Here is a 26,969-nt window from a genome sequence, read left to right as displayed (position 1 = left end):
GTTATTATGCGGAGTGCTTAGAACGTAAATTAAACATTTTTATAAGGCAACAAGAATGGCAAAAATCAGCAAGATTATTGGCCGTGAGGTAATGGACTCGCGTGGTAACCCAACTGTAGAGGCAGACGTTTATTTAGAAAGTGGAGCTTGGGGACGAGCTTGTGCACCTTCTGGCGCATCTACCGGTTCTCGTGAAGCATTGGAATTGCGTGATGGCGATAAATCCAGATACTTAGGTAAAGGTGTACTTAAAGCCGTTGCTGCTATCAATGGTGACATTCAAGCAGCATTGCTTGGTCAAGATGCACTTGAGCAACGCGCAGTTGATCAAGTGATGATCGACTTAGATGGAACTGAAAACAAAGAAAAATTTGGAGCTAATGCTATTCTAGCGGTTTCATTGGCAGTAGCGAAAGCTGCGGCAATGGAGAAAAAAGTTCCTTTATACCAACACATCTCTGAGCTTAACGGCACACCTGGCCAGTACTCAATGCCAGTTCCAATGATGAATATCATCAATGGTGGTGAGCACGCTGATAATAACGTCGATATTCAAGAATTTATGGTTCAGCCGGTAGGCGCACCTAACTTCCGTGAAGCTTTGCGTATGGGCGCTGAAATATTCCATAGCCTGAAAAAAGTATTGTCTGCTAAAGGCTTGAACACTGCGGTAGGCGATGAAGGTGGTTTTGCACCTAACTTAAGCTCTAACGAAGAAGCCCTTAAGGTTATTATTCAAGCCGTTGAAGCTGCTGGTTATGTGATGGATAAAGACGTCACTCTAGCCCTAGATTGTGCATCATCTGAGTTTTATGTTGATGATCAGTACAACATGAAAGGCGAAGGTAAAGTATTCAACTCTGAAGAGTTCAGTGACTATTTAGCCGACCTATCTGCTAAATATCCAATTATCTCTATTGAAGATGGTCTGGATGAAAGCGATTGGGATGGTTGGGCTTACCTAACTGGCAAAGTTGGCGATAAAATCCAACTTGTCGGTGATGACTTGTTTGTAACAAACACCAAAATCCTAAAACGCGGTATCGATAACGGTGTAGGTAACTCTATTCTTATTAAGTTTAACCAAATCGGTTCACTTTCTGAGACATTAGACGCCATCAAGATGGCTAAAGATGCAGGTTTCACCGCAGTTATCTCTCACCGTAGTGGTGAAACTGAAGACGCAACCATTGCTGATTTAGCAGTAGGTACAGCGGCTGGACAAATCAAAACTGGCTCACTTTGCCGTTCTGATCGTGTAGCTAAGTACAATCAATTGCTACGCATTGAAGAAGCTTTAGGTGACTCAGTTAGTTACGGCGGTCGCGCTGAAATTAAAGGTCAATAAAGTCTAATGAGCATGTACCAGCCTGAGTTTTATCTGGTACATGCTTACAACTACTCTAATTGTCTGATATAAATCAGATAATGTCCGATACCAATCATCAACAACAAGTTGATATATTCGCCTCAGATCAAAGACAGCGCCATTTTGCCGAGCTGTGTAATGCCCTGTATGAAAGAGAATTGCATTCACTAAGCAAAAACGCGCCGAATAATATACGTTTGTTACAGCGTCGTTTGTCAGGTTTACCCTACCATATTAAAAATGCCGCCGAGTACCTACTCGCTCAAGACTATCCAATCCAAGTGGATATCCACAATGGTAGTTGGCAGGCCAAACAATCGGCTAAATGTGTGAGTAGCAAATATGATGGGGAAAAATCATTTGCTTGGTTCAGCAATTATGCGCGTATGGGTCTACCCTCGCCGATTTGTATCAATGACATGGGAATTGAAACCATTGAGCTAGATTCTGTGGATAGAATCGATAAAGAGCAGCATAAACTGCACTTCAATAAACATGGCTGGTTTGATTTCAATGGAGTATATTTAGGTGAGTATGAACATTCACTGCAAAGCAAGACCTTACTGATCCCAAATAAAAGTAATATCACAGCAGCATGTTGTGGGCATAGCTGGAATCACAAAGGAAAAACCATTCCTCGAACCCTCAGCTTAAGAGAATTATTGTTATCCACTACCATCAATTGGAAAACGTATAAATAAGCAACTTGAGATCGCCATAAACCACCTCAGGTGAATACACATCATAAACCCGTTCAATAAGTAAACAAATTTCCATTTTCGTCCCATTTTGCCATTAAAATGCATAATATTCCGTTGCTTATCCCTAGTTAAGGTTAGTTATTCCAAAGCGATATATAAGGATTTATTAACTAAGGTTGACGCATAGGCTGATAAAGGATACAAATACACCACTAGAGAATTTACTCTAAATTTGATTAATTGAGAGCAATGTGGCTTTGCATAAAATAGCTTTACTGAACATCCTACTACTTCTGGCAGCGAGACTGCACGGGTAGGTTGTAAATGTCACAACTGATTTTAAAACCCGTGCAACGCACGGGTTTTTTGTATGGGCAATATACTTAACAGGAGAAAAAATATGTCTAATCAAGTGAAAATATTTGATACAACCTTGCGTGATGGCGAACAAGCGCTGCCCGCAAGTCTCACTGTTAAAGAAAAACTGCAAATTGCATTTGCCATTGAACGTTTAGGCGTTGATATTATTGAAGCTGGCTTTCCGGTATCTTCACCAGGTGATTTTGCATCGGTACAAAGTATTGCCAGAGAAATCAAAAATGCCACTGTGTGCGGTTTATCTAGAGCCCTTGAAAAAGATATTGACGCCTGCGGCGAGGCCTTAAAGGTTGCCGATCAGTTTCGGATTCATACCTTTATCGCTACCTCTGATATCCATGTTGGCGCCAAGCTTAAAAAATCCCAAGACGAAGTAGTTGAAATGGCTGTGCATGCCATAAAACACGCTCGCCGTTATACCGATGACGTAGAATTTTCTTGCGAAGATGCAGGCCGCACACATATCGATTACTTGTGCAGTATGGTCGAAGCAGCTATCAACGCTGGTGCAACAACCGTTAACATCCCAGATACAGTTGGTTATACAACACCTACTGAGTTTGGCGGAATCATTCAGAACTTATTTAACCGCGTTCCAAATATCGATAAAGCGATTATCTCAGTACATTGTCACAATGATTTAGGCTTAGCGGTGGCGAATTCCTTAGCTGCCGTTGAAAATGGCGCTCGACAAGTTGAAGCAACCATAAACGGCATAGGTGAACGAGCAGGTAACTGTTCTCTTGAAGAAATTGCCATGATTTTGCAAACTCGCCAAGCTATGTTGGGATTGCAAACCAATATCAACTCGAATGAAATTTCTCGCACCTCAAAATTAGTTAGCCAGTTGTGCAACATGCCTGTACAGGCCAACAAAGCTATCGTTGGCGCTAATGCATTTAGTCACTCCTCTGGTATTCACCAAGATGGTGTACTTAAAGCACAAAATACCTATGAAATCATGACCCCAGAGAGTGTCGGCATTAACAAAAACAACTTGAACCTAACCTCGCGTTCAGGTCGACATGTGATTAAGCATCGATTGACTGAGTTAGGCTATAAACAAAGCGACTACGACTTAGAAGCGATTTACGGCGCATTTTTGAAATTAGCCGATAAAAAAGGTCAGGTATTCGATTACGATTTAGAAGCACTATTGTTTTTTGATCAACAAAAACAAGACGAAGCGCATTTCGAATTACTGTATTTACAAGCGAATTCAGGACGAGAAATTATTCCTAGCGCCACTGTGAAAATGCGTATCGGAGACACTGAAATCACTGAGTCGGCCGTAGGAAACGGACCTGTAGACGCAGCGTTTAATGCCATTACCAAAGCCATTGGTCACAGCCGAGTCGAGGTGGTTGATTTCAAATTGGATTCAAAAGGTGAAGGGGCTGATGCATTAGCGCAAGTAAGCCTAATTGCTGAATATAACGGTCGTCGTTTCAACGGTATCGGCCTTGCCACAGATATAGTGGAATCAGGAGTCAAAGCTCTAATTTATGTGTTGAACAACACACATTTAGCTGATCAAATCGATCAACAAAAGAAACAACAAATAAAAATTGCAGGGGTTTAATAAGTACATGTCTAATTATGAAATTGCCGTTTTACCAGGAGACGGTATAGGTCCAGAAATCATGGCTGAGGCCAGAAAAGTACTCAGTGCAGTTGAAAAAACGTGTGGATTGTCATTTACTCTGAACGAGTATGATGTAGGTGGTTTAGCCATCGATAATCATGGCCGAGCACTACCTGAGTATACGCTGAAAGGCTGCGAACAGGCAGACGCGATTTTGTTTGGCTCAATTGGCGGCCCTAAGTGGGACAGTTTGCCCTTAGAAGAACGCCCAGAAAGAGCAGCCCTACTTGCATTGCGTGGTCATTTCGATTTATTCAGTAATTTACGACCTGCAAAAATATACGCTGGCTTAGAATCATTATCTCCCCTTCGCGCAGACATCGCGGCAAGCGGGTTTGATGTATTAGTTATCAGAGAACTCACCAGCGGCATTTATTTTGGTCAACCTAAAGGTTTAGAAGGCGAAGGTGAAGAGCAGTTTGCTTATGACACCATGCGTTATTCAAAACGTGAAATACGTCGTATTGCTAAAAGTGCCTTTGAAGCAGCAATGAAGCGCGGCAAGAAAGTGACCTCAGTCGACAAAGCAAATGTACTTGTGTGTTCACGCTTATGGCGTGAAGTAACCGAAGAAGTGGCAAAAGACTATCCAGAAGTCCAACTGGAACATATCTATATTGATAACGCCACTATGCAATTACTGCGTTATCCTAACGAGTTTGATGTGATGCTGTGTTCTAATTTGTTCGGCGACATCATTTCTGATGAGTGCGCTATGATTACCGGCTCCATGGGACTATTACCATCGGCAAGTGTCAACGAAAGTGGGTTTGGTATGTTTGAACCTGCTGGCGGTTCAGCACCGGACATCGCTGGTAAAGGCATTGCAAACCCTATTGCGCAAATATTGTCAGCTTCAATGATGCTGCGTTATAGCTTGAATCAAAGCGAAGCGGCGGATCAAATTGATGATGCGGTACGAAAAGCATTAGCTGAAGGTGTATTAACTGGAGAGCTACTTCCTCCAGAACAACGTCACTTGGCCAAAACAACATCTCAAGTAGGTGATGTTATTTGTCAGCATATTTTATCAGCAGCGCAAAATAGCTAAAATTGGCCGTAGGGCTGAGATCAAAATTTAGGAATTAAAAATGGCAAAATCATTATATGACAAAATTTGGGAATCCCATATTGTCGATCAATTGGGTGAAGATAATCTTATTTATATCGATCGTCACCTAATCCACGAAGTCACCACGCCACAAGCATTTGCAGGGTTAAATGAAAAAGGTCGTAAAGTTAGATGTCCCCAAAAAACCTTTGCAACCATGGACCATAGTATTTCTACTCGTTCCTTAGCAATAGATGCTTGCGGACCAGAAAATCAATTGCAACTACAGACCCTTGCCAATAACTGTAAAGAACATGGTATTGAATTGTTTCCTGTAGGCCATCAAAAGCAAGGTATCGTCCATGTAATGGGCCCTGAACTTGGCTTAATTCTACCTGGTATGACAGTGGTCTGTGGTGATTCACATACCGCTACTCACGGGGCCTTTGGCGCACTTGCATTTGGTATTGGTACCTCACAAGTAGAACATGTATTGTCTACCCAAACATTAAAGCAGAGCAAAGCTAAAAGTATGCTAATTAATGTGAATGGCAAGTTACCCATTGGCATTACTGCAAAGGATATTATTCTCGCCATTATCGGTGAAATTAGTCATGCCGGAGCAACTGGCTATGTTATCGAATATGCCGGAGAAGCGATTCGTGGTTTGTCCATGGAAGAACGCATGACCGTCTGTAATATGACCATTGAAGCGGGTGCAAAAGCAGGCTTTATTGCACCTGATGAGACTACATTTGAGTACATTAAAGGCCGCGAATATGCACCAACAGGTGAAACCTGGGATAAGGCAGTTGCCTACTGGAAAACCTTGCATTCCGATGATGGCGCGCACTTTGATAAAGTAGTTGAATTACAGGCAAAAGATATTACCCCACAGGTAACCTGGGGAACCAATCCCGGTCAAGTAACGGGAATTACCGACACAGTTCCAACACCAGAAGACTATAGCGATCCAATTGAACGTGAATCAGCCAGCAAAGCGCTTGCTTATATGGATTTAAAAGCAGGTACTAAGTTAACCGACGTAGCTATCAATAATGTGTTTATCGGTTCTTGTACTAATAGTCGAATCGAAGATTTACGTTCGGCAGCTCAAATTGCTAAAAAGGGTAAAGTAGCAGACGGTGTGACTGCCATAGTCGTTCCAGGCTCAGTTTCCGTCAAGCAACAAGCAGAAGAAGAAAAACTCGACAAAATTTTCATTGATGCAGGTTTTGAATGGCGTTTACCAGGATGCTCAATGTGTTTGGGTATGAATGATGACATTCTCCAAGCAGGCGATAGATGTGCTTCAACCAGCAATCGAAATTTTGAAGGTCGCCAAGGCCGTGGGGCAAGAACCCACCTAGTTTCTCCAGCAATGGCAGCTGCAGCTGCGATCACTGGTCACTTCACTGATGTACGAGATTTGCAGGAGTAAATGATGACAGGATTCACAACCCATTTAGGAACCGCAGCGCCACTTGATCAAGCCAATGTGGATACAGATCAAATTATTCCAAAGCAATTTTTGACTGGTGTAACGCGCACAGGTTACGGCAAACATTTGTTTCACGACTGGCGTTATTTAGATTTACACGAACAAGAAGTCAACCCAGAGTTTGCCCTAACAAAACCTGAATATCAGGGTGCTAGCATTCTCCTTGCTCGTGAGAACTTTGGCTGCGGTTCAAGTCGCGAACACGCGCCTTGGGCACTTGCTGATTTTGGTTATAGTGTGATTATTGCTACCAGTTTCGCAGATATTTTTTATGGTAACTGTATCAATAACCAACTATTGCCCATCAGCCTTGGCAATGAGGAAATGAATAACCTTTTTGCTTTGGTTAAAGACAAACCTGATACACAAATTTTCATTGATTTACCCAATCAAATAGTCAAAGTAGCTGAACAGGAATATCACTTTGATATCCCCGAACATCATAAAAACAATTTGATTAAAGGGCTTGATGCTATCGGTCAAACGTTAGAGCTTGACGATAAAATTTTAGATTATGAAAATAATGCATTAGCTTGGTTAAGATAGTTCTCATGCAATCCAAGCATCCAGGTTAGATGGAGTAAAATCCTTGCCTGGATGCTTTTTTTTATCTAGAAACCACCATTTAAATGAAGATTTGACATTACTATTGGGATAAAATCCTGTGCAATTTAAAATTTTAAAAAATCTGTTGGGAGTATTGGGTAGTAATGCTTGAAGCGATCAAAATCGAAGATCTAAAGCCAGGCATGTTTGTTAATGAAGTTATCGAACAAAAAGGCAAATTAAAAATAAAAACAAAAGGCCTAGTTAAATCTGTTAAATCAATCGATATGTTAAAAAACAAAGGGGTAACTAAAGTAGAAATTGACTTATCCCGAAGTAACTTACCTCCGCCAGTTGTTGCTCCAGAAGCAGAGCAAAACAATGTCAAAGAAACACCTCCCCCAGCGGATACCAAAATTAAAAACTATAGCGATAGTGAACAGCTCGAAGCTGCGACTAAGCTATACGACGAAGCGTTGATTATTCAAAGTCGTTTTTTTAAGCGTTTAGCTGCCAACGATACGCCATCACTTTCTGATGTGAAGGATTTAAGCGCAAATATAATCGAATCAGTAATAAATATGCCAAGCGGGCTTAGTTGTTTAACTTTGCTCAATAAATCAGGTAAATATCTATTAGAACACTCCCTAAACTGTTCCATTTTGTTAACGATGTTTGCAAAGTACCGCGATATGGGACAACAAGCCATTGAAGAGTTAAGTTTGGCCGGATTGTTAATGGATGTAGGCATGACCAATATGCCCAAAGACATAACACAATCCCCTGGACGACTAACGCTTCAACAAAAAGAGATTATAACCACTCACGTAGATATCGGTTTGGATTTAGTCGACCGTTGTGGTGATGTAACGGCTCCGGTACAAGACATTATCTTTAACCACCACGAACGTATTGATGGCACAGGCTATCCCGATGCACAAAGTGAACATGATGTCAGTGAATACGTCAGAATGGCTGGCATTGTCGATAGTTACGATGCGATGATTAACGATCGACCATTTCGTAAGGCGGTAACACCTTCCAAAGCGCTGGTTAAGCTCCTAAGCGATGAAAGTTATGATCAGGCTTTAGTTGCTCAATTTATCAAGTGCTTAGGCGTACACCCTGTGGGCTCCTTGGTAAAGCTAGATAATGATAGGTTGGCAATAATCATGCGTGGCAATAAAGAGACGCCCATGAAACCTGTCGTTGCGGCTTTTTACAACATAAAAACCTCTAGCTATTCTGAAGTGAAAAAGCTCGATTTAAGCCAGGTAAACGTGAAAATTGTCAGTGCAGTTCGACCGGAAGAATTTGGTTTAAATCTAACCAAGTTTTTAAAAGAGATTTTAATAACTGCTTTATAAACTTATCCCATGGGCATTTAAGTTGTAGTTAAATGCCCACGGAACAGCAACAATATCTACCAATCTGATAAGGCTTCCATACTAAACTCTTGGCCTTTAAATGACATGATCACATGTTGTGGTTCTATTCCCTGTAAAACGAGTCCGTCGTCAATCTCCTGTCCTTCAACGGCCTTTTTACCATTAACCCTAACCCACCTTTCCTCGGGTGCTGAAACGTACATATGAGCAGAGAATGCTAAACTCGGTAATTCCAACAAGACCCAAGCCGGAAGTTCGCTAACGGTAGGCACATCTTTAATAGATTGCGAGTTGTCTGCCGGATCAACTGGTGTCTCTTCGCCTAACGACGCTAAGGCATTACGAAAACGCTGCAACAGCTCAGGCGGAATATTACTTTCTTCAGCGGCTTGTATTTGCTCTTCTTCAGCTTGCTGTTCTGCCAATAGTCGCGCCGTTTCATCAATAGAATCACTCTGTTCAGAGATTTGCTTCTGCTCTGTCGGTTTTTCATCAAGGGGTTCTGATATCACTTGCTGCGGCTTGGGGACATCAGTATTGGCCTGCTCAATATTGGATTCGGCTTTGGGGTCGACTTCATCATGGGAAACCTCTGGGTCGACGAGCTCAAGGTTGTCATTCGCCATTGGGGGTTGAATTTGCACAATGTCAGGTGAGGAATGAAATAAATGGGTAAGAACTGTTAGATTTGCCAGCATCAGACCAAAACAAAAACCGCCAGCGATAACCACAGATGCAATCAGCGATTTTTTCCCATAATACTGCCACGCCTCTGGTAACTCTTGTACCGAGGGTAAAAATAAGCTGCGATTAAACTGCTCGGAAATCCCTTGGTCAATATTTTGGGTAACAGTACTGGTATCTTCAACCAGTTTTTGAGTTTTCGATTTCGCAATTTTCGGCTTTTTCACTTCCACCGTCATATCGGGATCGATTTCAACTTCCTGTACGCCCATTTCAGCTAACGCATTGACCATATCTGTGCTGCTAACAAGACCTGATTTTTTAATCTTTACTGGGCCATTTTGAGCCGTAACTTTAATAATCACCATACCGACTTTAAGTTGCTCGACACTAATTTTTTGAGTCATTTTAGGCCCCTACCATATAGCCAACGCAGGCAGCGGCTAGAAAACTTGCAGCTAAGATCAGCGTCCATTGTTTGCCCTGTCGCTGCTTAACCACATCATCACCTAAAATTTGTCTTGCTGCGGCAATAAAAATATGACGACGAACAATGGGATGCTGCTTGGTAAATGTGAGGGTTAACGCTCGGTCACATAGCAGATTAATGACCCTCGGAATACCGCCGGTAATTTGATAAATCGCTTGTAACGTAGGTTGACTGAAAATGCGTTCGTGTCCGCCAGCCACAGAAAGTCGATGTGATATATAATTTTTTACTTCCAATGATGAAAGGGGAAGTAAATGGTATCTGGCGGTAATACGTTGAGCTAGTTGCCTTAATTCATTACGTTTTAACAACTGTTGTAACTCAGGCTGGCCAATTAAAACCACTTTTAGCAGTTTTTCCCGGTTGGTTTCCAAATTAGTTAACAGTCGCAGTTGCTCTAACACTTCTGGTAATAAATGTTGCGCCTCATCAACAATCAGTACGGTATTGATACCGTTAGAGTGGTTTGTTGTGAGTTTATCTAAGATTTTATCGGTAAAGTATTTCAAACTCGCTTGCTTTTTAAGATAACGAATTTTTAATTCATCGCATATCGTTGCCAACAACTCTATTGCTGAAAGCGTCGGATTTAGAATCATAGCCACTTGGGTATTGTCGGGCAATTGCTGCAATAGTTTTCGCGAGACTGTGGTTTTCCCTGTGCCAACCTCACCAGTAAGCATGACGAAGCCGCCACTTTCACGTAACCCGAAAATCAAATGAGCTAAGGCTTCTTTATGACGCGGACTCATATAAAGATAATCTGGGTTAGGGGCTATGGAAAACGGGTTATCGGACAATCCAAAATAATTTAGGTACATATGTGCTTATAAAAACCAATCTAAATTTGCGACGAATAAGGTAACACTATTTGAGGTTAACTCAAAGACTGCTTACTATGGTATCTATCCTATAAACCATAAAGGGAGTTATGAATTAATGCAGAGCTTTTTAGTCGGTGGCGCAGTGCGTGACAAACTACTCGAAAGAGAAGTTCATGACCGAGATTGGGTGGTGGTTGGTGAAACCGTTGATTCAATGTTGGCAGCAGGTTTCACTCAGGTCGGGAGTGATTTCCCGGTATTTTTGCACCCCAAAAGCAAAGAAGAATATGCTTTGGCACGTACAGAACGAAAAAGTGGTAAAGGATATACCGGTTTTGTAGTCAATAGTAACCCCGATGTCACCCTTGAAGAGGACCTAGAGCGCAGAGATTTAACCATCAATGCGATGGCCTTGGATCAAAATCAACAACTGTTTGACCCGTTCAACGGTCAAAAAGATTTAGACAATCGTGTTTTGCGTCATGTCTCCCCTGCATTTGCAGAAGATCCACTCAGGGTACTCAGAGTCGCTAGGTTCGCTGCACGTTATCATCAATACGGTTTTCAGATTGCTCCAGAAACCGCACTGTTAATGAAACAAATGGTAGCGCAAGGAGAGTTAGATCACCTAGTACCTGAACGTGTATGGAAAGAAACCTCGCGAGCTTTGCTAGAAAATGATCCCGATATATTTTTTGAAACACTTAGAGCTTGTGGCGCTCTCAAAGTGTGGTTCCCTGAATTGGATATATTATGGGGTATTCCAAACCCTGTGCAGTGGCACCCTGAGATAGATAGCGGTATCCATACGATGATGGTGATTCAACAAGCGGCAAAACTCACTGATAACTTAGCCATACGTTACGCAGCTCTAGTTCATGACTTGGGTAAAGGTCTTACCGACCCCGCCCAATGGCCTTCCCACCGAGAGCATGAAGAATTAGGTGTTGCGCCAATCCGTGCACTAAGCGAACGTTTGAAAGTACCTAACGATTGTAAAGAGTTGGCGATTATGACCAGTGAGTACCATACTCACGTTCATCGAGCCTTAGAATTGAGACCCGCGACTATATTAAAGGTTTTGAATCAATGTGATGCTTGGCGAAAGCCTGAACGATTCAAAGATCTACTGACAACTTGCACCGCAGATGCAAAAGGGCGAGCGGGCCTTGAGGACAGGGATTATCCCCAAGCTAATTTTATGTGGGAAGCCTTTGAAGCGGCAAATGCTGTCGCGGTGAAATCTATTATTGAAGCTGGTGCTGTGGGTAAAAATATTAAATTGCGATTAAACGAAAAACGCATACACGCCATTCGAGACTTTAAGCAAAGATATACTGAAAAATAGCCGCCTAGATCCATAGGGAGCGTTAAATCAATTAAGGCTGCCCTAAATTGCCTAACTACTTTATAATTGCGGCAATTATGTAAAAGCGACTAGAATCCACGGAAAAATATGTTTGATGAATTAGATCTTGACGAAAAGTTATGTCAAGCCGTAGCCGATATGGGGTATACCTCTCCAACCAGTATCCAATCTTTGGTGATCCCGCCAGCAATGGAAGGACAAGACATTTTAGCCAATGCGCCTACGGGGACCGGTAAAACCGCTGCATTTCTTTTACCAGCATGTCAGTTTCTACTCGACTTCCCTCGCCAACAGCCTGGCTCATGTCGAATTCTTATTTTGACTCCTACCCGCGAACTCGCGTTGCAAGTTTACGAGCAAGCATTACAAATCACCAAGTATACTGACTTGGAGTGTGGGGTAATTACCGGCGGCATTAATTATGGGACTGATCGCGAAACCTTAGAAAAAAATCTGGATATTTTAGTCGCCACCCCAGGTAGATTATTCGAACATATTGAAAAAGAAAGTTTTGATTGCCGTGACATTGAAAGCTTAGTGTTAGACGAAGCAGATCGCATGTTGGACATGGGCTTTTCGGCTATTGTAAACCAAATTGCTGCTGAAGCTCGCTGGCGTAAACAATCCATGTTGTTTTCTGCCACCCTAGAGGGAGCAGGAATTGCCCGTTTTGCTAAAGATTTATTGACCAACCCGGTATCTTTAGAGGCAAATCCAAGTCGCAAAGAACATGCGAAAATTCTGCAATGGATCCATTTAGCTGATGATTCAGCTCACAAATATAATTTACTCAAAAGTATCCTAAGTAATCAGATTCAATCTGCAGTGGTTTTTGTGAAAACCCGCGACCGACTAAATCAGCTTAAACAAATGCTCGAACGAGACGGGTTTACGATTTCTTGGTTACAAGGTGAGATGCCCCAAGACAAACGTAATAGTGCCTTGCAACGATTTAAAGACGGTGAAATCAATATCCTGCTAGCAACCGACGTTGCCTCAAGGGGTATTGATGTAGATAACATTAGCCATGTTATTAATTACGATCTCCCTAGAACAGCTGACATTTATGTTCATCGTATCGGACGAACAGGTAGAGCAGGGAAAAAAGGAACGGCAATATCCATTGCTGAAGCTCACGAGATGGGAATCATTGCGAAAATTGAACGTTATACACAACAACGTTTAAAACGCCGCGTAATAGACGATTTGCGACCCAAAAATAAAGAAGCCAAAGCGCCGGTTAAAAAGAAAAAACCGAAATCTGCAAAGAAGAAAATTAAGCGTCCAAAGAAAAAAAAGTAAAATTAGATAATTAAACCCCCAAGGTCGCTACAAGCCTTTAAATAGAACCTGATGACTAACTAGCTATGCTAGTTAGTTTGGCCAGCAAACGTTAGCTTAATAAGCTATTTTTTGGGGTTAGTTTTTTTTGGATAGTTTAATAGTCCTGTTTATCTAAAAGTTGTATGATGTTGGAGTGTATAGTTTACGCTGATTAATTAATTTGGCTGATTTTTAGAAGGGGTTCTGCCATTAACAACGTTTTTGAAATCAATCAGGCAAATTTACGAGATAAAACCAACTCTATATACGAAAATGTACTTTTCGGATTAATCGGCAGCTTAGTGGCGGCTGTTTTTCTTGTTTTTGCGTTAGACACACCAAATACCCACAGCTTAAAACTTACCTGGCTCAGTGTAGTTGCCCTTATTACTGCTTTCAGATTCATTGATTGGTTGTATTGGCTAATTAAATTACGGCGAACAAAATACCAAGCGCTAGGGGCGAGAAATCGTGTAGTCTTGGGGGTTATTTCCCTGTCGTTGATGTGGTGTATTTATTCCGTAGTTTTTTACGAAAGTATGGATTTAACTGAGCTGGCATTGACCTTTGCCATGCTTTGTACACTGTCTAGTGGCGCTAATTCCGCGCTCTCAGGTCACAAAAAGACCGCTATTCTGTATACCGTCCTTTTACTCACACCCGCATCCTGTATGGCGTTGTTTTCAGGGGTTACCGTTCATGTATTCATTGGCTGTTTGGGAATTCTATACAATATTTCCATCACTTTCTCAGCAGCTCGAGCGGCTGATTTAACCGAAGAAGCGGTCAAACTACGCAACGAAAATAAGCATATTTTAGAAAAAATGCATCAAGAAATAGCCCAAAATGATGCGGTTCACGAAGAGTTGAGCCAAGCTTACAGTCAAGTCACTGCAAGCAAAGAAAACTTAGAAAAAGAAGTGGAGAGACGGACAGATGAAATTAGAATGCTGTCTAGTTTGGATCCTCTAACTCAGCTTTACAACCGCGAAGCATTTATCCATCAATTATCTATAACTGCAGCTAAGAGCATTAAAAGCGGCCATTCAGTAGCATTACTTTTCATTGATTTAAACGGCTTTAAAAAGGTTAATGATACCCTCGGCCACAAAGTAGGTGACGCGGTATTAGTAGAAGTAGCAGGCCGAATTGGCGCATTTGCCAACGATTACCAAGCGGGACGCTGGGGTGGTGATGAGTTTTTAATGGTATTACCTTATGCGGACCATGAAACAGCTATATCTGTGGCTAATGCGTTGTTAGCGCGTATTTCCCAACCCCTTGATGTTATGTCAAATCAACTTTGTGTCAGTGCAACCATTGGCATAGCCATGTTACCTGAACATACTTCCAGCGAAACTGAATTAATACAATTGGCCGATTTTGCCATGTTCGAGCAAAAGAAATTACATTTATCTGAGCCAAGAATGTTTACCCAAGATTTATTTGAAAATCTCAAACAAATCGAAAACTTACGTAACGGTTTACAAGAAGCCATTAGTCGCAAGCAATTGTATTTATGTTACCAGCCTATAGTGAAGTGCAAGACCAAGGAACCATGGTCATTTGAAGCGTTATTACGTTGGAATTTCAATGGTAATCTAGTTGGCCCAGATACTTTTATCCCCTTAGCAGAACAAACAGGGTTAATTCACGAAATTGGGGCTTGGGTACTCAATCGAGCCTGTATTGATGCAAGTCAGTGGCAACATAGCCCTAATGCATCGGTTTCAGTAAACGTTTCAATCACCCAGTTATTAGATTCAGATTTTATTGGCATATTAGATAAAGCGTTAAATACCAGCAAACTACAACCAGAGCGTCTTCACTTAGAAATAACCGAGTCTATGTTTGCTGATAATAAAGACAAAGTTAAAGCCAAAATAAACGCTATCAAAGATAGAAATGTACAAGTTTCAATTGACGATTTTGGAACAGGCTATTCGTCTTTGAGTCAATTACAAACCCTCAATTTTGACACCATAAAAATAGACCGCTCTTTTGTATTGAACATGCATCAAGGCGGAGAAGCAATAATCAGAGCAACCCTGTTTATTGCCAAACAGTTTGGTTGCAAAACCGTCGCTGAGGGTATCGAAACGGAACAGGAAGCACTCAAACTGTCTGAGATGGGTGTGGATTATTTACAAGGGTTCTTATTTTCTAAACCGATAATAAACGATGAACTACGCCGCTGGGTAGAAAATATTGAAACGTAACTTAGACAACATTTAACTCGATTAAATACACACCTTTATTTCAACTTTTAAAACACAACTGTGTTGTATAACCCAGTTTTTAGAGCAGCTTTATGGCCCAACTTTATTTCTACTATTCTGCAATGAATGCAGGTAAATCCACCTCATTATTACAATCAGCGTACAATTATCAAGAACGTGGCATGCGAGCAGAAATATTCACCGCTGCCTTAGATGACCGTTACGGTATTGGAAAAGTAACTTCTCGTATAGGCTTAAAATCAGATGCCCATTTGTTCAATCGAGAAACTGACTTATACAAAAATACAAAAGAGTTACAAGAAAGTGGAAAAATTGATTGTATCTTTATTGATGAAGCACAGTTTTTAAGCAAACAGCAAGTCAAACAATTAACTAGGATTGTTGATCAACTCCATGTTCCAGTCTTAGCCTATGGTCTGCGCACTGATTTTCTCGGAGAAACCTTCGAGGGCAGTCATTATTTATTGGCCTGGGCAGACAAAATGATTGAATTAAAAACCGTCTGTCATTGCGGTAAAAAAGCCAATTTCGTTGTTCGTTGGGACGAAACAGGGAAACCAGTAAAACACGGAGCACAGGTGCAAGTAGGCGGCAACGATACTTATGAATCTATGTGCCGTAAGCACTTTACCGAATTGGTTGGATAATACCATTCAGTCGAATAATTTTTGCTCGAATCAGCATTTAATAGCTCGGACAACAGACCGGATAAACAATAGATTAAAACGTGCGCCCCTAAACCTAAAATGCCTTAGGGTTGTAATCCTAAGGCATTGTTATCTTTCAGGTTAACGTTAACCGATTAGGCACCGGTTTTAATGTCATCTAAGTGATACTTATCAATTAGTGAATATAACGTTGGACGCGTTACTCCTAGTAATTCGGCGGTTCTCGACATATTCTTCTCAGATTGATAATAAGCTCGTCGAATAGCACGGCTTTCGGCTAATTCTCTGACCTCACGTAAATTGAGACTGTCAACGCTTTCATCACCATCTTCACGTACAATTAAGCCTAAGTCGTCAGCCTGAATAGTACTGCCTTCGGCTAAAATAACCGCTGATTTTAGTTTATTTTGCAGCTCGCGAATATTCCCGTTCCAACGATGTTGTAACATCGCTTTTACGGCGCCATCGCTGAGTCCTTTTACTTTGGTCCCAAACTCTTCGTTATACTGATTTAAGAAGGTTTTCGCTAATAAAATAACGTCGTTCTCCCGCTCTCTTAAAGGCGGAATACTAATAATAATTTCACCCACACGGTAGAACAAATCTTCACGGAAGGTTTGTTCAGTAACCATATCTTGTAAGTTTCTGTGAGTTGCACAAATAACCCGAATATCTACAGGAATTTCGCTTCTTCCCCCTACCCGCTCAATCACTCGTTCTTGCAAAAAACGTAGCATTTTAGCCTGTAAACCAAGGGGCATATCACCAATTTCATCTAAAAATACGGTGCCACCCTGGGCTGTTTCAATTTTACCGATAGTCGTTTTATTAGCGCCTGTAAAGGCCCCTTTTTCATAACCAAAAAGTTCACTTTCCAATAGGTTTTCAGGAATTGAAGCACAGTTGATGGCAACAAAAGGTTTATCTTTGCGCAGACTGTGATCATGAATACTGCGGGCAAATACTTCTTTACCTGTACCACTTTCACCCAGCAATAAAGTACTGATATCGGTTTGCGCAATCTTTTCAGCTTTGCGACTTACTAACTGAATAGATTCACTATTACCGATAATTTTGCTCATGGATGAGGTGTTTTTAGCGAGCTGTCTATTTTCAAGTTCAAGATCAAATAGGTTTGCTGCGCGATTAATCAGAATCTGGATAGTGTCTGAATCTATGGGCTTTTGATAAAAATCGTAGGCGCCTAGGGCGATAGCTTTTAAAGCATTTTCTTTATCATTATTGCCGGTAACCACAATCACTTTGGTTTGCGGTGATAAAGCTAAAATTTCTTCCAGAGCAGCGAGTCCCTCAGAAGCATTGGCAGGATCAGGAGGCAAACCTAAATCGAGGGTTACAACTTTAGGTTCATATCTGCGCAACTGGTTGATTGCAGATTGACGATCTTCTGCGAAAACGACTTCGTATTCGCTTAAGCTCCATTTAAGTTGTTTTTGGATTCCTAAGTCATCATCAACTACTAATATTCTATCCACGTCTTTTGGGTCCCTCTATAAAGATTATTATTCTGCAGGAAAATTCAGTGTAAACACTGACCCTTTTTGCTCTTCACTTTGGACGTTGATACTGCCGCCCAGTCTTTCAACGAAATTTTTCGCATCATATGCACCAATTCCCATTCCAGCGTTACCTTTAGTGGTATCAAATGGCTTAAATAAGCGATGTTCAATAAAATCTGGACTCATCCCTTCACCGCTATCTTTAATGGTAACAATGAGAAAACGTTGGTCAACGCTCATATCAATGCTAATTTCCACTTTCCCTTCATCATCAGTGGCTTGTTGTGCATTACTGATCAGGTGATACATAACATTACAGAATTTTTCTTCATCTATCACCAGTTGTTTTTCATCAATTACAATTAAACTGGGAATGGGTAAATTTCCTGCGCATTTTTTATCAATTACTGATTGAATACTCACTGAAACATCACAAAGTTTTTCGTTACTTCTTTGAGCTTCTTTTTTATCGGTAAGTTGACGCAACATTTTATCCATTCGCGCCTTTGTATGGGTCAGGGTTTCAAATGTATCGTCAATAAACTCAGGGTTATCTTTATGTTGTTCAGCATTGGCTAAAATTAAGTCGATTTGTGCTAAAACGTTCTTTAAATCATGTAGTACAAAAGCCGACATTCGGTTAAATGCTGCAAATTGCGCATTTTCAGCAACTTCTTTACTGGCTTCGTGATGGAAAACATAACTGGATATTTGTGCGGTAACGGCTGTCAGATAATCTCGCAGCTCCCAGTTTAATTTACGAACTGACCTATCACCATTCATAATAGCCAAACCCCATAAAGCTTCAGCCTTGTATATGGGCAGCACAATTTGGAACGAACATTCATTTAACAATGCATGATTTAATTTTAAACCTTCATAGATAAAAGGCTGGTAGCGCAATTCTTCAATATCGATAACCCAATCTTTTTGCTGACAATAGACCGCCAATTCATTCAACAATTGAATTTCTCGAGAGGTTAGCTCTGGGTGGTTTATTTGTGCTTTAGGCGTGAGATTATGCCCTTCCTTTTTTAATAAATAGCCTGAGTCATATTCAATTGCTTGAATCCAGCCGTTGAGGGCGTTTTCATAAACTTGAGAAATATTGGCTTCGTTGGAGGACAATGCATCGGTTAATTTTAACCACTCAATGCGATAGTCGAATTGGTTAACAAAAAAGTGTTTGGTAATGAATACCCGTATTTTCACCCTTAAGCTATTTGACAAAAACAGTGTCATTAACAATGCGGTCGACAAAACAATAAGTATTATCTGAATGGTGCCGCCCCACTCTCCACCAACATATTTTACGAAATACCCAATCATCGCCATGATAAACAGATAAATACCTGCAACCATTAATAACGAACTATGCAAAACGATATCTCGGGAGATAAAAATATCGACTCCCCAATGTTTGATGCGCCGGATTGCCAATACCAAAAATGGCAATAATCCCGTATATACATAGCCTCTAGCGGCAATATAAGTAACTTCTAGCCCGCCTACCATAGTGGCATTGGCAAAGGTTACAAATTCAAATAAATTGGTGGCTCCGAGAAACAAAACTAAAGGTTTATAAGCCCACTTGTTTTCACCGGCTTGCCTGTAAAGCAACTCCAGTATGACCAACACTTCCAACGAAATAATGGTGAGGGCCAGAAATTGCCAACTAACATCAATTGGCACAAAAAAAGGCAATATGATTGAGGCAACAGGAACAGATAACATGACAATCGAAAAGGGACGCATTAACACGTCCTTTAGACTTCGGAAGTCATCTTTAATGCAGGCCAGCAAGAAAATTAACCAGATACTTTGTTTGATTGCATCCCAAAGAAATAAGTTTTTAATTTCTACCGGTCCAAACAAAAAGTTAATATGCAGTAAGCACCACACAGCAGTTCCGGCAGTGGCTAAAATCAATAAATACTTAACCAATCCAGCTTTTCTTACGGTAAAAAGCAACAATAGCAATAGGCTGTAACTGATTACACCTAAACCAAACCCAAGATCAGCTATCATGATTTATTGACTTCCTTGAACAAAACTAATTTTTGTGTGCACCAATTAGCCCTTTAATGGCGCAAACCTACTTCTTTTGAACCACTAAACTGCCAATAGAGTAACCTGCGCCGAAGGAGCAGATCAGACCAAAATTTCCTGATTGTAAATCTTGATGATATAAATGGAACGCAATAATTGAGCCTGCCGATGCAGTGTTTGCAAAACGGTCGAGGACGATAGGCGCTTCATCAAACTCCGCCACTCTACCTAATAACTTTTTAGTGATTAAGGTGTTCATATTGATATTGGCTTGATGCAACCACCAGCGTTTGACGTCTACTGGTGTTAAGTTGTGCTTTGCCAAATGATCAGCAATGTGAGCAGCGGCCATAGGGCACACTTCTTTGAATACTTTACGCCCTTCTTGATGGAATAATTTATCAGCTCCGTAAGGCTCTGCATCAAACACTCTACTCATATAGCCGAAATTTGAACGGATATTGTTAGAAAAGTCAGTCACCGCTTTGGTACTCAGAATTTCGAATTGATTCTCACTGGTCGCGGTATCTTGATGCTCAATAACCATTGCTGTGGCCACGTCACCAAATATAAAATGGCTGTCTCGGTCTTTGTAATTAATTTGCGGTGAAATTAATTCTGGGTTAATGACAAGTACACATTTTGCGGTTTCAGCGGCAATCATTTCATAGGCTCGATGCACCCCAAAAGTCGCGGCAGAACAAGCCACTAACATATCAAATCCAAAGCCTTTAATACCTAAAGCACCTTGCACTTCGATGGCAATTGCGGGATATGAACGCTGAGTATAAGCACAAGATACGATGACCGCATCAATATCCGCAGCGGTTTTATTTGCTGCTTTTAACGCTTTTTTCGCGGCATCTAAAGCCACTTCCGCTTGATGGGATAATTCATCGTCACTGCGCTCTGGAATATCTGGGCGCATACGTTCAATATCTAATACGCCGTCTTTTACATAAGCATATCGACTCTTTATTCCCGAGGCTTTTTCTACAAACTCAGCACTTGATAATGGCTTAGCTTTTACCTCATCCGCAGCAATCGCTTCGGCGTTTTCTAAATTAAACTTTTCCGCATATGCGTTATAGCTGTCGACCAACTCACTATTAGAAATACTGTTAGCTGGCGTCCACATTCCTGAACCACTGATCACAATCTGTTTAGTCATGTATTAAAATCCAATCATTTGTCACTGCAAAATTAAACTGTCTAAGCTTAGCGTTTTCGCAGTCAAAAGTCATGGACCATACACAAGCAATTTAAATGTAACGCCTTTAAAAACAAAAATACCGTGAAGTTTCACGGTATTTTACAAGGCTTACCTGTAGTTGGATTAACTTTAAAACATGTAAGCATTAGCGTTAGATAGTAATTGTTTAACCGTTATTTTGTCTTTTACGCAAGACTGAATATCCTTGTTTTTAAACACATAAATACGATCTTCAGATCCTCTATTTTGTGCAGAACCCAAATTCGACAACACAAATGTGACATTTTCATCAGAAGGAAGTGCTTTAAAGCCATTTCCGTATTTACACAAAGTAGTAGCAATATTGTCTTCAAAACGAGATAAGAATTCAGTGTATTGCTGTTTTCTTTGCGCTAATCTTTGTTCTGCTTGTTGTTTTTGCTCTGCTTCTAATTGTTTGCTGTATTTATCTAAATTCGAACCGCGTTTTTTTAATTCCGCAATTTCGTCTTCAAGCTCACTTTTCTCTTTCTCTAACTGTGATTTTCTCTGACTATCTGCACTGCGCATTTCAAACTCAATATCTCGCAATCGGCGTTTAAATTCTCGCTGTTCCCAAGCTATTTCGCGCTCTTGTTGATTTAGATCTCGAAGTTTTTCTCTCGCTTCGTTCATCGCGCCGCTAGCTAATCGCATAGCCTCTTCCACTTCTTCGCTCCAATGCTCTTCATCTAGCTCGATAAATACATTATGTTCGTCGTCACCCATATTTTGTATTGGCGGTATCGGTGGCAATTCAGGGGCGACTACAAACTCATTATGACCATCGAAGGAAAATGACAAGTGTCGAGTTTGAGCGCTACCTGTTAATTCAAACACCACGCCTTGGTCAGATAAATAGGTAACATCTAAGCCCCTTAACCGAATCCCGTTCTTACTCTCCCCTTGGGTCATAGCAGTTTTAATAATGCCGCTCATAATCTGCAGTTCGCTCTTCAAGTCCGGCAAATTTGTTTTCGCCCAAACAAGGCTCGAACTTAAACTTAGCAGCGCAGCAGTTAGACTAGTGGCTAGGGTTAGCTTTTTAAATTTACGATAGGTTGTCATTTTTCACCTCTTTAATTCTTAAAATTAGATACACTTACTTCGCGTTTATGGTTTGCCTGTCGGGTTATCGTAAATCGCGTTTTGGAGTTGATTAAGTTGCCGCGCATAAAACAATTGATCGTCATTTCGCTGCTCATTAATAAACTTAATTAATTCTCCGAAGTCTTCTTTACGCTCTTGTCTACTAGACGCTAATAGATACTGAGTCAATTGTGTGCTCGCATCTAATTGCTGCTCCCGTAACGAAGCCACATAACTATTTAGTGCCTCATTTTGTTGCGCTTTGAATTCGTTTAATTGCTGGGCTACCCTTTGTTCTATACGCTGATCTGAATCTCGAAACCCGAATGTCACCTTGCCATTTTCAATGCTGGTTTCAAAACCACTAAATACCAAGACAATGGCAACAATTGAAAGCGCACTTGAGAACACTGAGAAGCCTTGCCATTGCCACCATTTAGTTGGTGCTTGATAGTCAAAACTTGCCTCTTGGTTCCATTTAGGTACCGATTGAGAACGGTAATCTTGGGCAAATAAAGAGGCTTGGTTGGCCATTTCTACTTGCTTAGAAAAGTCTTCGTTTTCAATGCATAGCTTCTCAAACTGTTGCTGTTGCTCTGGGCTCAATTCCCCTTCTATCCAAGCAGCGAGTAGCTCAGATTGATTTATATTAGGCATATTCAACCTCCAATAACGTTTTTAACTTTGATAAAGCACTGTACATTCGGGATTTCGCAGTGTTTGCTGAAATACCAAGTTGTTCAGCGATTTCCTCAAATGTAAATTGGCCAAAAAATTTTAGTTCGATGACGGCTTTTTGCGATAGCGGAAGTTGCTGCATCGCACTAACTAATTGATTGGCATTTTGTGAAGACACCATCGATGTTTCTAGGCAAGGTTCTTTACTTTCAATTTCAGGACTGTCATCAAGGGCTTGATGAGGTTTTTTACGTCGATAAAATTCAATACATCGGTAGTGGGCAATTTTGAAAATCCATCCTCTAAAGCTCCCCTCTCCTCGATAATTATTTAAATTACGAAATACTGAAATAAACACTTCTTGCATCAAATCTAACGCATCTTCACGCGTTCCTGTCATTCGAATACCATAATTGTAAACTTGGCTTTCGTAGCGTTTTATCAGGTTCAACCAAGCGCGCTTATTGCCACTTTGCGCTTTGGTTATTAACTGTTGGTCGCTTTTTTCAAACACTTAGATGGTTCCATTAGTCTGCTTGTTGATATAGTCGAGACCAAGTTTCAAATAGTTTGAAACAAGTGAAATTATTTTTTTAAGGTAGGGATAGGCATCAGTGCTGAGAGCAGCTCTGCCAACATTCGGAATAGACGGACACGAGTGGTACCCGATCGCCATACTAAGCCAATTTCGCGATAAGCATTATCTTCAGCCGGCATAGACACGAGTTGAGAGCTATTTAAAATATGATGGTTAATGGCCAGTTCCGGCATAAAGGTATACCCCAGTTTGCTATTTGCCAATTCAACCAGTGTATGAAGGCTCGATGCTGCCAAGGAACTAACCTGCTCAGAGTGTTTTAACCGACAGGCACTGACCGCATGCCCGGTCATACAATGTTCCCGTTGTAATAAGAATACGCTGTCTTTAGGTAATGCAGACATATCCATTGGCTCTGGTAAGGAATCTATCAAATCTTTGTGGGCCACTAAATGAAAAGGATCATGGCCAATCACCAGTTGTTTGCAGCCTGGGGTTTCCATAGGCAACGCTAAAATCAGTAGATCTAAGATACCATCGTTTAATTGGCGTAAAAGGTTTTCGGTGGTGTCCTCTTGCAGTTTTAATTGCAACTCAGCAAAGTGGGTATTTACCACCGACAGAATACCTTCGAAGATGAATGGTGCAATGGTAGGAATAACCCCTAATTTCAAGCTACCCGCCTGCCAATTACCCGCTGAATGGGCAAAATTCACCAATTCTGTGGCGTCGTTTAATAGTTTTTTACTGCGCTCGACTAACTCTAAGCCAAAAGGGGTAAACACGAAAGTTTTATGATCCCGCTCCAGTAACTGGCAGGAGAATTGTTCTTCAAGGTTTTGAATGGCAGTACTAAGGGTGGATTGACTGACACAACATAATTGAGCAGCCTTATTAAAATGCTGTACTTCGTGCAATACAACCAGATAATGCAAATGTTTTAAATTAGGCCACTTCATGATTTATCTTCTAAAAAACTGATTAAGTTTATTAGTTTAAATCAGATTTTTAAATATTCAAATTAAATAAAAACGGCACCCTGAGGTCGGGCTATTGAGTCAAATTAGCGCCGTATTGTTGAAATAACAAAGCGGCTTTTTATTTTTTGAAGCTTTTCTATATTTTTCAATGAAAGTTCAGCGTCAAGACGGGGGAATAGTATTAAGAATGTACGACTAGTTATAGTTTTCACTTAGTTATCAAGCGGTTTGTGGTTAAGGGGGGCAGTGGAGGTATTGTGTTTTCATATATCTAGAAATGAAAAAAAACACTGGCCACTATGATCAGTGTTTTTATAAATTATCAGCTTTTAGATTAAGCTTGCTTCTTATATTTACGAGAAGCTAAACCCATTAAACCTAGAGCGAAAATAACTATAGTTGATGGTTCTGGAACTTGAGCATAAGCGCTTTGAACATTAGTCGTAAATTCGTAAGTACCACCTTGATCTAATGATGATAAAGCTAAAGAATACCTTCCAGCGGCCAAAACCGTATTAAAATCAGGATCACCAAACGGGCCTCCTAATGAATCATTATGAGAGTCATCAGAGAAGGAAACGAATGTCAGGTCACTATTATATGTCGCAGCATAATAATAGCTCCACGCGCCTAGAGGCACTCCGGCTGCTACATAATCGAATCCATAGGTATCGCCCAAATATAAACCAGCAATTAAGTCGGGAGCTGCTATAGTTCTATTAAAATAAAATGAAGTCGCATCGACGCCATTCGAGTCAAAAATAAACCAATCAACAGCAGCATCAGCGGGAGAGTTACTATCCCCAACTTCAAAACCAATATTCAAGCCAACATCAAAATTTTCACCAGTTACAACACCAGCATTTGCAATGCCACTAACAGTCAAAACAAAGCTCGCCACCAAGCCTTTTATAAATTTACTTTTCATTTGAGTTATCCTTTTAATCCCCTTCCATCGAGGTTGGAAGGTATATAATAAAGCTAGAAATTAATATTTACATACACTGAGCAGATAATGCGCCACATTGACAAAAACTTGAAAAAACAATACGTTATCTAGTTTTTTAATTTAACATTTGTACTTATGTAAATTAACCTGACACAAAGATTGGATATTCATAAAGCTTGGCTGATTGTTCAGTGTTATTGTGATACACCTCATCAATCTGTATTTTATCTAGTCTAAATGAGAGTAAACCATCTGCGGTATAAAGTTTTTTGTAGCATTGCAGGTGTAGAGGATTTTGACTTGTTATTGCCTAAGAAGTTACTGTTAATGGTGCGCTCATTGGTCATGCAATAATTAAAATACTCACTTGATTTTACAGTTAGTTAAAAAGCAAAAGAGCTACTATCAAAAATAGTAGCTCCTAGTTGACTCAAAGACCCCCTGAGGTGCCGTTATTTACACAGTAAACCTGTCTAAAGACAATCTAGATTAGCTCGCAAAAATTCCTTTAAGCATAAAGAAGAATACGATTGATAAGGCTGCGCCCGCAGGTAAGGTAACCACCCAAGAAATCACGATATTGCGCACCACTCCAAGGTTCAATGCGGCGATACCACGGGCCATTCCTACTCCTAGTACTGCACCCACAAGGGTTTGAGTGGTAGAGATTGGCAAGCCAGTACCAGAAGCCAGTACCACTGTGGAAGCCGCAGCTAACTCAGCTGCAAACCCGCGGCTTGGAGTTAAATGGGTTATACCGTTACCTATGGTGCGAATCACTCGATGACCAAATAAGGCCAAACCTGAGACGATACCTAGCGCTCCTAAAGGTAATATCCACCAATCTAAAGAAGCTTTGGCAGTAATTTCACCTTGGCTATTGACCACTGAAACCACCGCGGCCAAAGGACCAATTGCATTTGCCACATCATTTGAACCATGGGCGAACGCCATACAACAAGCAGTGACAATCATCAAAATGGCAAACACTTTTTCAACATTGGTAAAGTGCATTGATCTATCTAGGCTTTCATCAAACTTAAGTCGATTGATGTACATACGGCCAATCACAGACACAATGGCTGCAATGATGATGGAAATAATACAAGCTTCGAAAGTTGTGAAATGTAATCCAACATGCTTCAAACCTTTGGTTATGGTCACTAAAGACATAACAAAGCCGGCAAACGCCATGTAAAAAGGTACATAGCGCTTAGCATTTCTAAATGGATTGTCGGTATCAAAGATTAGGCGTTGCGCACTCATAAAGATTAAAAATGCGATAAAACCAGAAATCGCAGGAGTCACAACCCAGCTGCCTACAATCCCGCCTACTTTAGCCCATTCTACTGATTCAGAGCCTACACCAACGGCTGCGAAACCAACGATAGCCCCGATAATTGAGTGAGTGGTGGAAACTGGCCATCCCAAATAAGACGCCACAGCTAACCATATTCCCGCTGAAAACAACGCAGAGATCATACCAAATACAAGTAATTCAGGTGAATCGATGAAAAAACTTGTATCGATAATACCTTTGCGAATGGTCGAGGTAACCTCGCCACCTGCTAAATACGCCCCGGCAAATTCAAATACCATGGCAATAAATACAGCTTGTTTAATGGTTAAAGCTTTAGACCCAACGGATGTTCCCATCGCGTTGGCTACATCATTAGCGCCAACCCCCCAAGCCATCAAAAACCCAACGACAGCCGCAACAACAATCAGGATAAACCCGTAGTCATTAATAATTTCCAT

General features: G+C 40.9%; 22 protein-coding genes. 11 read left to right on the top strand and 11 right to left on the bottom strand.

Going from position 1 to position 26,969, the window contains the following annotated elements; all coding sequences use genetic code 11:
• Window positions 1–55 precede the first annotated feature (55 nt).
• The 7 genes from eno to ABJV04_RS01220 all read left to right on the top strand — a co-directional run bounded on the left by eno (window position 56) and on the right by ABJV04_RS01220 (window position 8,558).
• Window positions 56–1,348, top strand: a complete 1,293-nt coding sequence (eno, locus tag ABJV04_RS01250) for a phosphopyruvate hydratase (protein ID WP_348489284.1) — start codon at window positions 56–58, stop codon at window positions 1,346–1,348.
• A gap of 80 nt (window positions 1,349–1,428) precedes the next feature.
• Window positions 1,429–2,070, top strand: coding sequence for a hypothetical protein (locus tag ABJV04_RS01245; RefSeq protein WP_348489283.1), 642 nt, complete (start codon window positions 1,429–1,431; stop codon window positions 2,068–2,070).
• A gap of 400 nt (window positions 2,071–2,470) precedes the next feature.
• Complete coding sequence (leuA, locus tag ABJV04_RS01240; RefSeq protein WP_348489282.1) at window positions 2,471–4,030, top strand: 2-isopropylmalate synthase; 1,560 nt, start codon at window positions 2,471–2,473, stop codon at window positions 4,028–4,030.
• Window positions 4,031–4,037: 7 nt separating this feature from the next.
• Window positions 4,038–5,144, top strand: coding sequence for a 3-isopropylmalate dehydrogenase (gene leuB / locus ABJV04_RS01235; RefSeq protein WP_348489281.1), 1,107 nt, complete (start codon window positions 4,038–4,040; stop codon window positions 5,142–5,144).
• A 40-nt stretch (window positions 5,145–5,184) separates the two neighbouring features.
• Window positions 5,185–6,585, top strand: coding sequence for a 3-isopropylmalate dehydratase large subunit (leuC, locus tag ABJV04_RS01230; RefSeq protein WP_348489280.1), 1,401 nt, complete (start codon window positions 5,185–5,187; stop codon window positions 6,583–6,585).
• Window positions 6,586–6,588: 3 nt separating this feature from the next.
• Window positions 6,589–7,191, top strand: a complete 603-nt coding sequence (gene leuD, locus ABJV04_RS01225) for a 3-isopropylmalate dehydratase small subunit (RefSeq protein ID WP_348489279.1) — start codon at window positions 6,589–6,591, stop codon at window positions 7,189–7,191.
• A 164-nt stretch (window positions 7,192–7,355) separates the two neighbouring features.
• On the top strand, window positions 7,356–8,558 hold the full coding sequence (locus ABJV04_RS01220; RefSeq protein ID WP_348489278.1) for an HD domain-containing phosphohydrolase: 1,203 nt from the start codon (window positions 7,356–7,358) through the stop codon (window positions 8,556–8,558).
• A gap of 56 nt (window positions 8,559–8,614) precedes the next feature.
• On the opposite strand, the gene ABJV04_RS01215 is transcribed toward ABJV04_RS01220, so the two are convergent.
• Together ABJV04_RS01215 and ABJV04_RS01210 are read right to left on the bottom strand one after the other, a co-directional pair.
• Window positions 8,615–9,670 (bottom strand): general secretion pathway protein GspB, encoded by a 1,056-nt coding sequence (locus tag ABJV04_RS01215; protein WP_348489277.1) that lies wholly within the window; start codon window positions 9,668–9,670, stop codon window positions 8,615–8,617.
• 1 nt (window position 9,671) lies between these two features.
• Window positions 9,672–10,574: an AAA family ATPase gene (locus ABJV04_RS01210; protein WP_348489276.1), complete on the bottom strand. Its 903-nt coding sequence runs from the start codon at window positions 10,572–10,574 to the stop codon at window positions 9,672–9,674.
• Between the two features lie 118 nt (window positions 10,575–10,692).
• Between ABJV04_RS01210 and ABJV04_RS01205 the strand changes: the two genes are divergently transcribed.
• The 4 genes from ABJV04_RS01205 to ABJV04_RS01190 all read left to right on the top strand — a co-directional run bounded on the left by ABJV04_RS01205 (window position 10,693) and on the right by ABJV04_RS01190 (window position 16,156).
• A complete protein-coding gene (locus tag ABJV04_RS01205; protein ID WP_348489275.1) occupies window positions 10,693–11,925 on the top strand; it encodes a multifunctional CCA addition/repair protein in 1,233 nt (410 codons plus the stop codon).
• 108 nt (window positions 11,926–12,033) lie between these two features.
• A complete protein-coding gene (gene srmB, locus ABJV04_RS01200; protein ID WP_348489274.1) occupies window positions 12,034–13,248 on the top strand; it encodes an ATP-dependent RNA helicase SrmB in 1,215 nt (404 codons plus the stop codon).
• 323 nt (window positions 13,249–13,571) lie between these two features.
• Entirely contained in the window at window positions 13,572–15,488 is a 1,917-nt protein-coding gene (locus ABJV04_RS01195; protein WP_348489273.1) for a bifunctional diguanylate cyclase/phosphodiesterase, read from the top strand.
• Between the two features lie 92 nt (window positions 15,489–15,580).
• Complete coding sequence (locus ABJV04_RS01190; protein ID WP_348489272.1) at window positions 15,581–16,156, top strand: thymidine kinase; 576 nt, start codon at window positions 15,581–15,583, stop codon at window positions 16,154–16,156.
• A gap of 155 nt (window positions 16,157–16,311) precedes the next feature.
• Here the strand turns inward: ABJV04_RS01190 and prsR are convergent, their stop codons facing one another.
• The 9 genes from prsR to ABJV04_RS01145 form a co-directional block, all read right to left on the bottom strand.
• Window positions 16,312–17,673, bottom strand: coding sequence for a PEP-CTERM-box response regulator transcription factor (prsR, locus tag ABJV04_RS01185; RefSeq protein ID WP_348489271.1), 1,362 nt, complete (start codon window positions 17,671–17,673; stop codon window positions 16,312–16,314).
• A 27-nt stretch (window positions 17,674–17,700) separates the two neighbouring features.
• Complete coding sequence (gene prsK, locus ABJV04_RS01180; RefSeq protein ID WP_348489270.1) at window positions 17,701–19,725, bottom strand: XrtA/PEP-CTERM system histidine kinase PrsK; 2,025 nt, start codon at window positions 19,723–19,725, stop codon at window positions 17,701–17,703.
• 67 nt (window positions 19,726–19,792) lie between these two features.
• Window positions 19,793–20,917 (bottom strand): beta-ketoacyl-ACP synthase III, encoded by a 1,125-nt coding sequence (locus ABJV04_RS01175; protein WP_348489269.1) that lies wholly within the window; start codon window positions 20,915–20,917, stop codon window positions 19,793–19,795.
• Window positions 20,918–21,088: 171 nt separating this feature from the next.
• Window positions 21,089–22,045, bottom strand: coding sequence for a hypothetical protein (locus ABJV04_RS01170; protein ID WP_348489268.1), 957 nt, complete (start codon window positions 22,043–22,045; stop codon window positions 21,089–21,091).
• 45 nt (window positions 22,046–22,090) lie between these two features.
• Window positions 22,091–22,723, bottom strand: a complete 633-nt coding sequence (locus ABJV04_RS01165; protein WP_348489267.1) for a hypothetical protein — start codon at window positions 22,721–22,723, stop codon at window positions 22,091–22,093.
• The gene (locus ABJV04_RS01160) at window positions 22,716–23,258 is read right to left on the bottom strand and encodes a sigma-70 family RNA polymerase sigma factor (RefSeq protein WP_348489266.1); all 543 of its coding nucleotides are present in this window, start codon (window positions 23,256–23,258) and stop codon (window positions 22,716–22,718) included. The genes ABJV04_RS01165 and ABJV04_RS01160 overlap by 8 nt, the downstream gene beginning before the upstream one ends.
• Before the next feature lie 71 nt (window positions 23,259–23,329).
• Window positions 23,330–24,241 (bottom strand): hydrogen peroxide-inducible genes activator, encoded by a 912-nt coding sequence (locus ABJV04_RS01155; RefSeq protein ID WP_348489265.1) that lies wholly within the window; start codon window positions 24,239–24,241, stop codon window positions 23,330–23,332.
• A gap of 355 nt (window positions 24,242–24,596) precedes the next feature.
• On the bottom strand, window positions 24,597–25,190 hold the full coding sequence (locus tag ABJV04_RS01150) for a PEP-CTERM sorting domain-containing protein (RefSeq protein ID WP_348489264.1): 594 nt from the start codon (window positions 25,188–25,190) through the stop codon (window positions 24,597–24,599).
• A gap of 510 nt (window positions 25,191–25,700) precedes the next feature.
• Window positions 25,701–26,969, bottom strand: coding sequence for an inorganic phosphate transporter (locus ABJV04_RS01145; protein WP_348489263.1), 1,269 nt, complete (start codon window positions 26,967–26,969; stop codon window positions 25,701–25,703).

Origin of the sequence: Aliiglaciecola sp. (genome assembly GCF_039982535.1) — a bacterium.
In the GTDB taxonomy this organism is placed as follows: Bacteria; Pseudomonadota; Gammaproteobacteria; order Enterobacterales; family Alteromonadaceae; genus Aliiglaciecola.
Note: the sequence above shows the minus strand (reverse complement) of the source record. Positions and strands in the feature narration are given on the sequence as shown.

Excerpts from the sequence above, each read along its gene's own strand:
- leuA (WP_348489282.1), top strand. The coding sequence starts at position 2,471 with ATGTCTAATCAAGTGAAAATATTTGATACAACCTTGCGTGATGGCGAA.
- ABJV04_RS01245 (WP_348489283.1), top strand. The coding sequence starts at position 1,429 with ATGTCCGATACCAATCATCAACAACAAGTTGATATATTCGCCTCAGAT.
- ABJV04_RS01170 (WP_348489268.1), bottom strand. The coding sequence starts at position 22,045 with ATGACAACCTATCGTAAATTTAAAAAGCTAACCCTAGCCACTAGTCTA.
- ABJV04_RS01205 (WP_348489275.1), top strand. The coding sequence starts at position 10,693 with ATGCAGAGCTTTTTAGTCGGTGGCGCAGTGCGTGACAAACTACTCGAA.
- ABJV04_RS01150 (WP_348489264.1), bottom strand. The coding sequence starts at position 25,190 with ATGAAAAGTAAATTTATAAAAGGCTTGGTGGCGAGCTTTGTTTTGACT.
- ABJV04_RS01220 (WP_348489278.1), top strand. The coding sequence starts at position 7,356 with ATGCTTGAAGCGATCAAAATCGAAGATCTAAAGCCAGGCATGTTTGTT.
- ABJV04_RS01165 (WP_348489267.1), bottom strand. The coding sequence starts at position 22,723 with ATGCCTAATATAAATCAATCTGAGCTACTCGCTGCTTGGATAGAAGGG.
- ABJV04_RS01215 (WP_348489277.1), bottom strand. The coding sequence starts at position 9,670 with ATGACTCAAAAAATTAGTGTCGAGCAACTTAAAGTCGGTATGGTGATT.
- ABJV04_RS01175 (WP_348489269.1), bottom strand. The coding sequence starts at position 20,917 with ATGACTAAACAGATTGTGATCAGTGGTTCAGGAATGTGGACGCCAGCT.
- ABJV04_RS01210 (WP_348489276.1), bottom strand. The coding sequence starts at position 10,574 with ATGTACCTAAATTATTTTGGATTGTCCGATAACCCGTTTTCCATAGCC.
- ABJV04_RS01155 (WP_348489265.1), bottom strand. The coding sequence starts at position 24,241 with ATGAAGTGGCCTAATTTAAAACATTTGCATTATCTGGTTGTATTGCAC.
- srmB (WP_348489274.1), top strand. The coding sequence starts at position 12,034 with ATGTTTGATGAATTAGATCTTGACGAAAAGTTATGTCAAGCCGTAGCC.
- leuD (WP_348489279.1), top strand. The coding sequence starts at position 6,589 with ATGACAGGATTCACAACCCATTTAGGAACCGCAGCGCCACTTGATCAA.
- leuC (WP_348489280.1), top strand. The coding sequence starts at position 5,185 with ATGGCAAAATCATTATATGACAAAATTTGGGAATCCCATATTGTCGAT.
- ABJV04_RS01190 (WP_348489272.1), top strand. The coding sequence starts at position 15,581 with ATGGCCCAACTTTATTTCTACTATTCTGCAATGAATGCAGGTAAATCC.
- eno (WP_348489284.1), top strand. The coding sequence starts at position 56 with ATGGCAAAAATCAGCAAGATTATTGGCCGTGAGGTAATGGACTCGCGT.
- leuB (WP_348489281.1), top strand. The coding sequence starts at position 4,038 with ATGTCTAATTATGAAATTGCCGTTTTACCAGGAGACGGTATAGGTCCA.
- ABJV04_RS01145 (WP_348489263.1), bottom strand. The coding sequence starts at position 26,969 with ATGGAAATTATTAATGACTACGGGTTTATCCTGATTGTTGTTGCGGCT.
- prsK (WP_348489270.1), bottom strand. The coding sequence starts at position 19,725 with ATGATAGCTGATCTTGGGTTTGGTTTAGGTGTAATCAGTTACAGCCTA.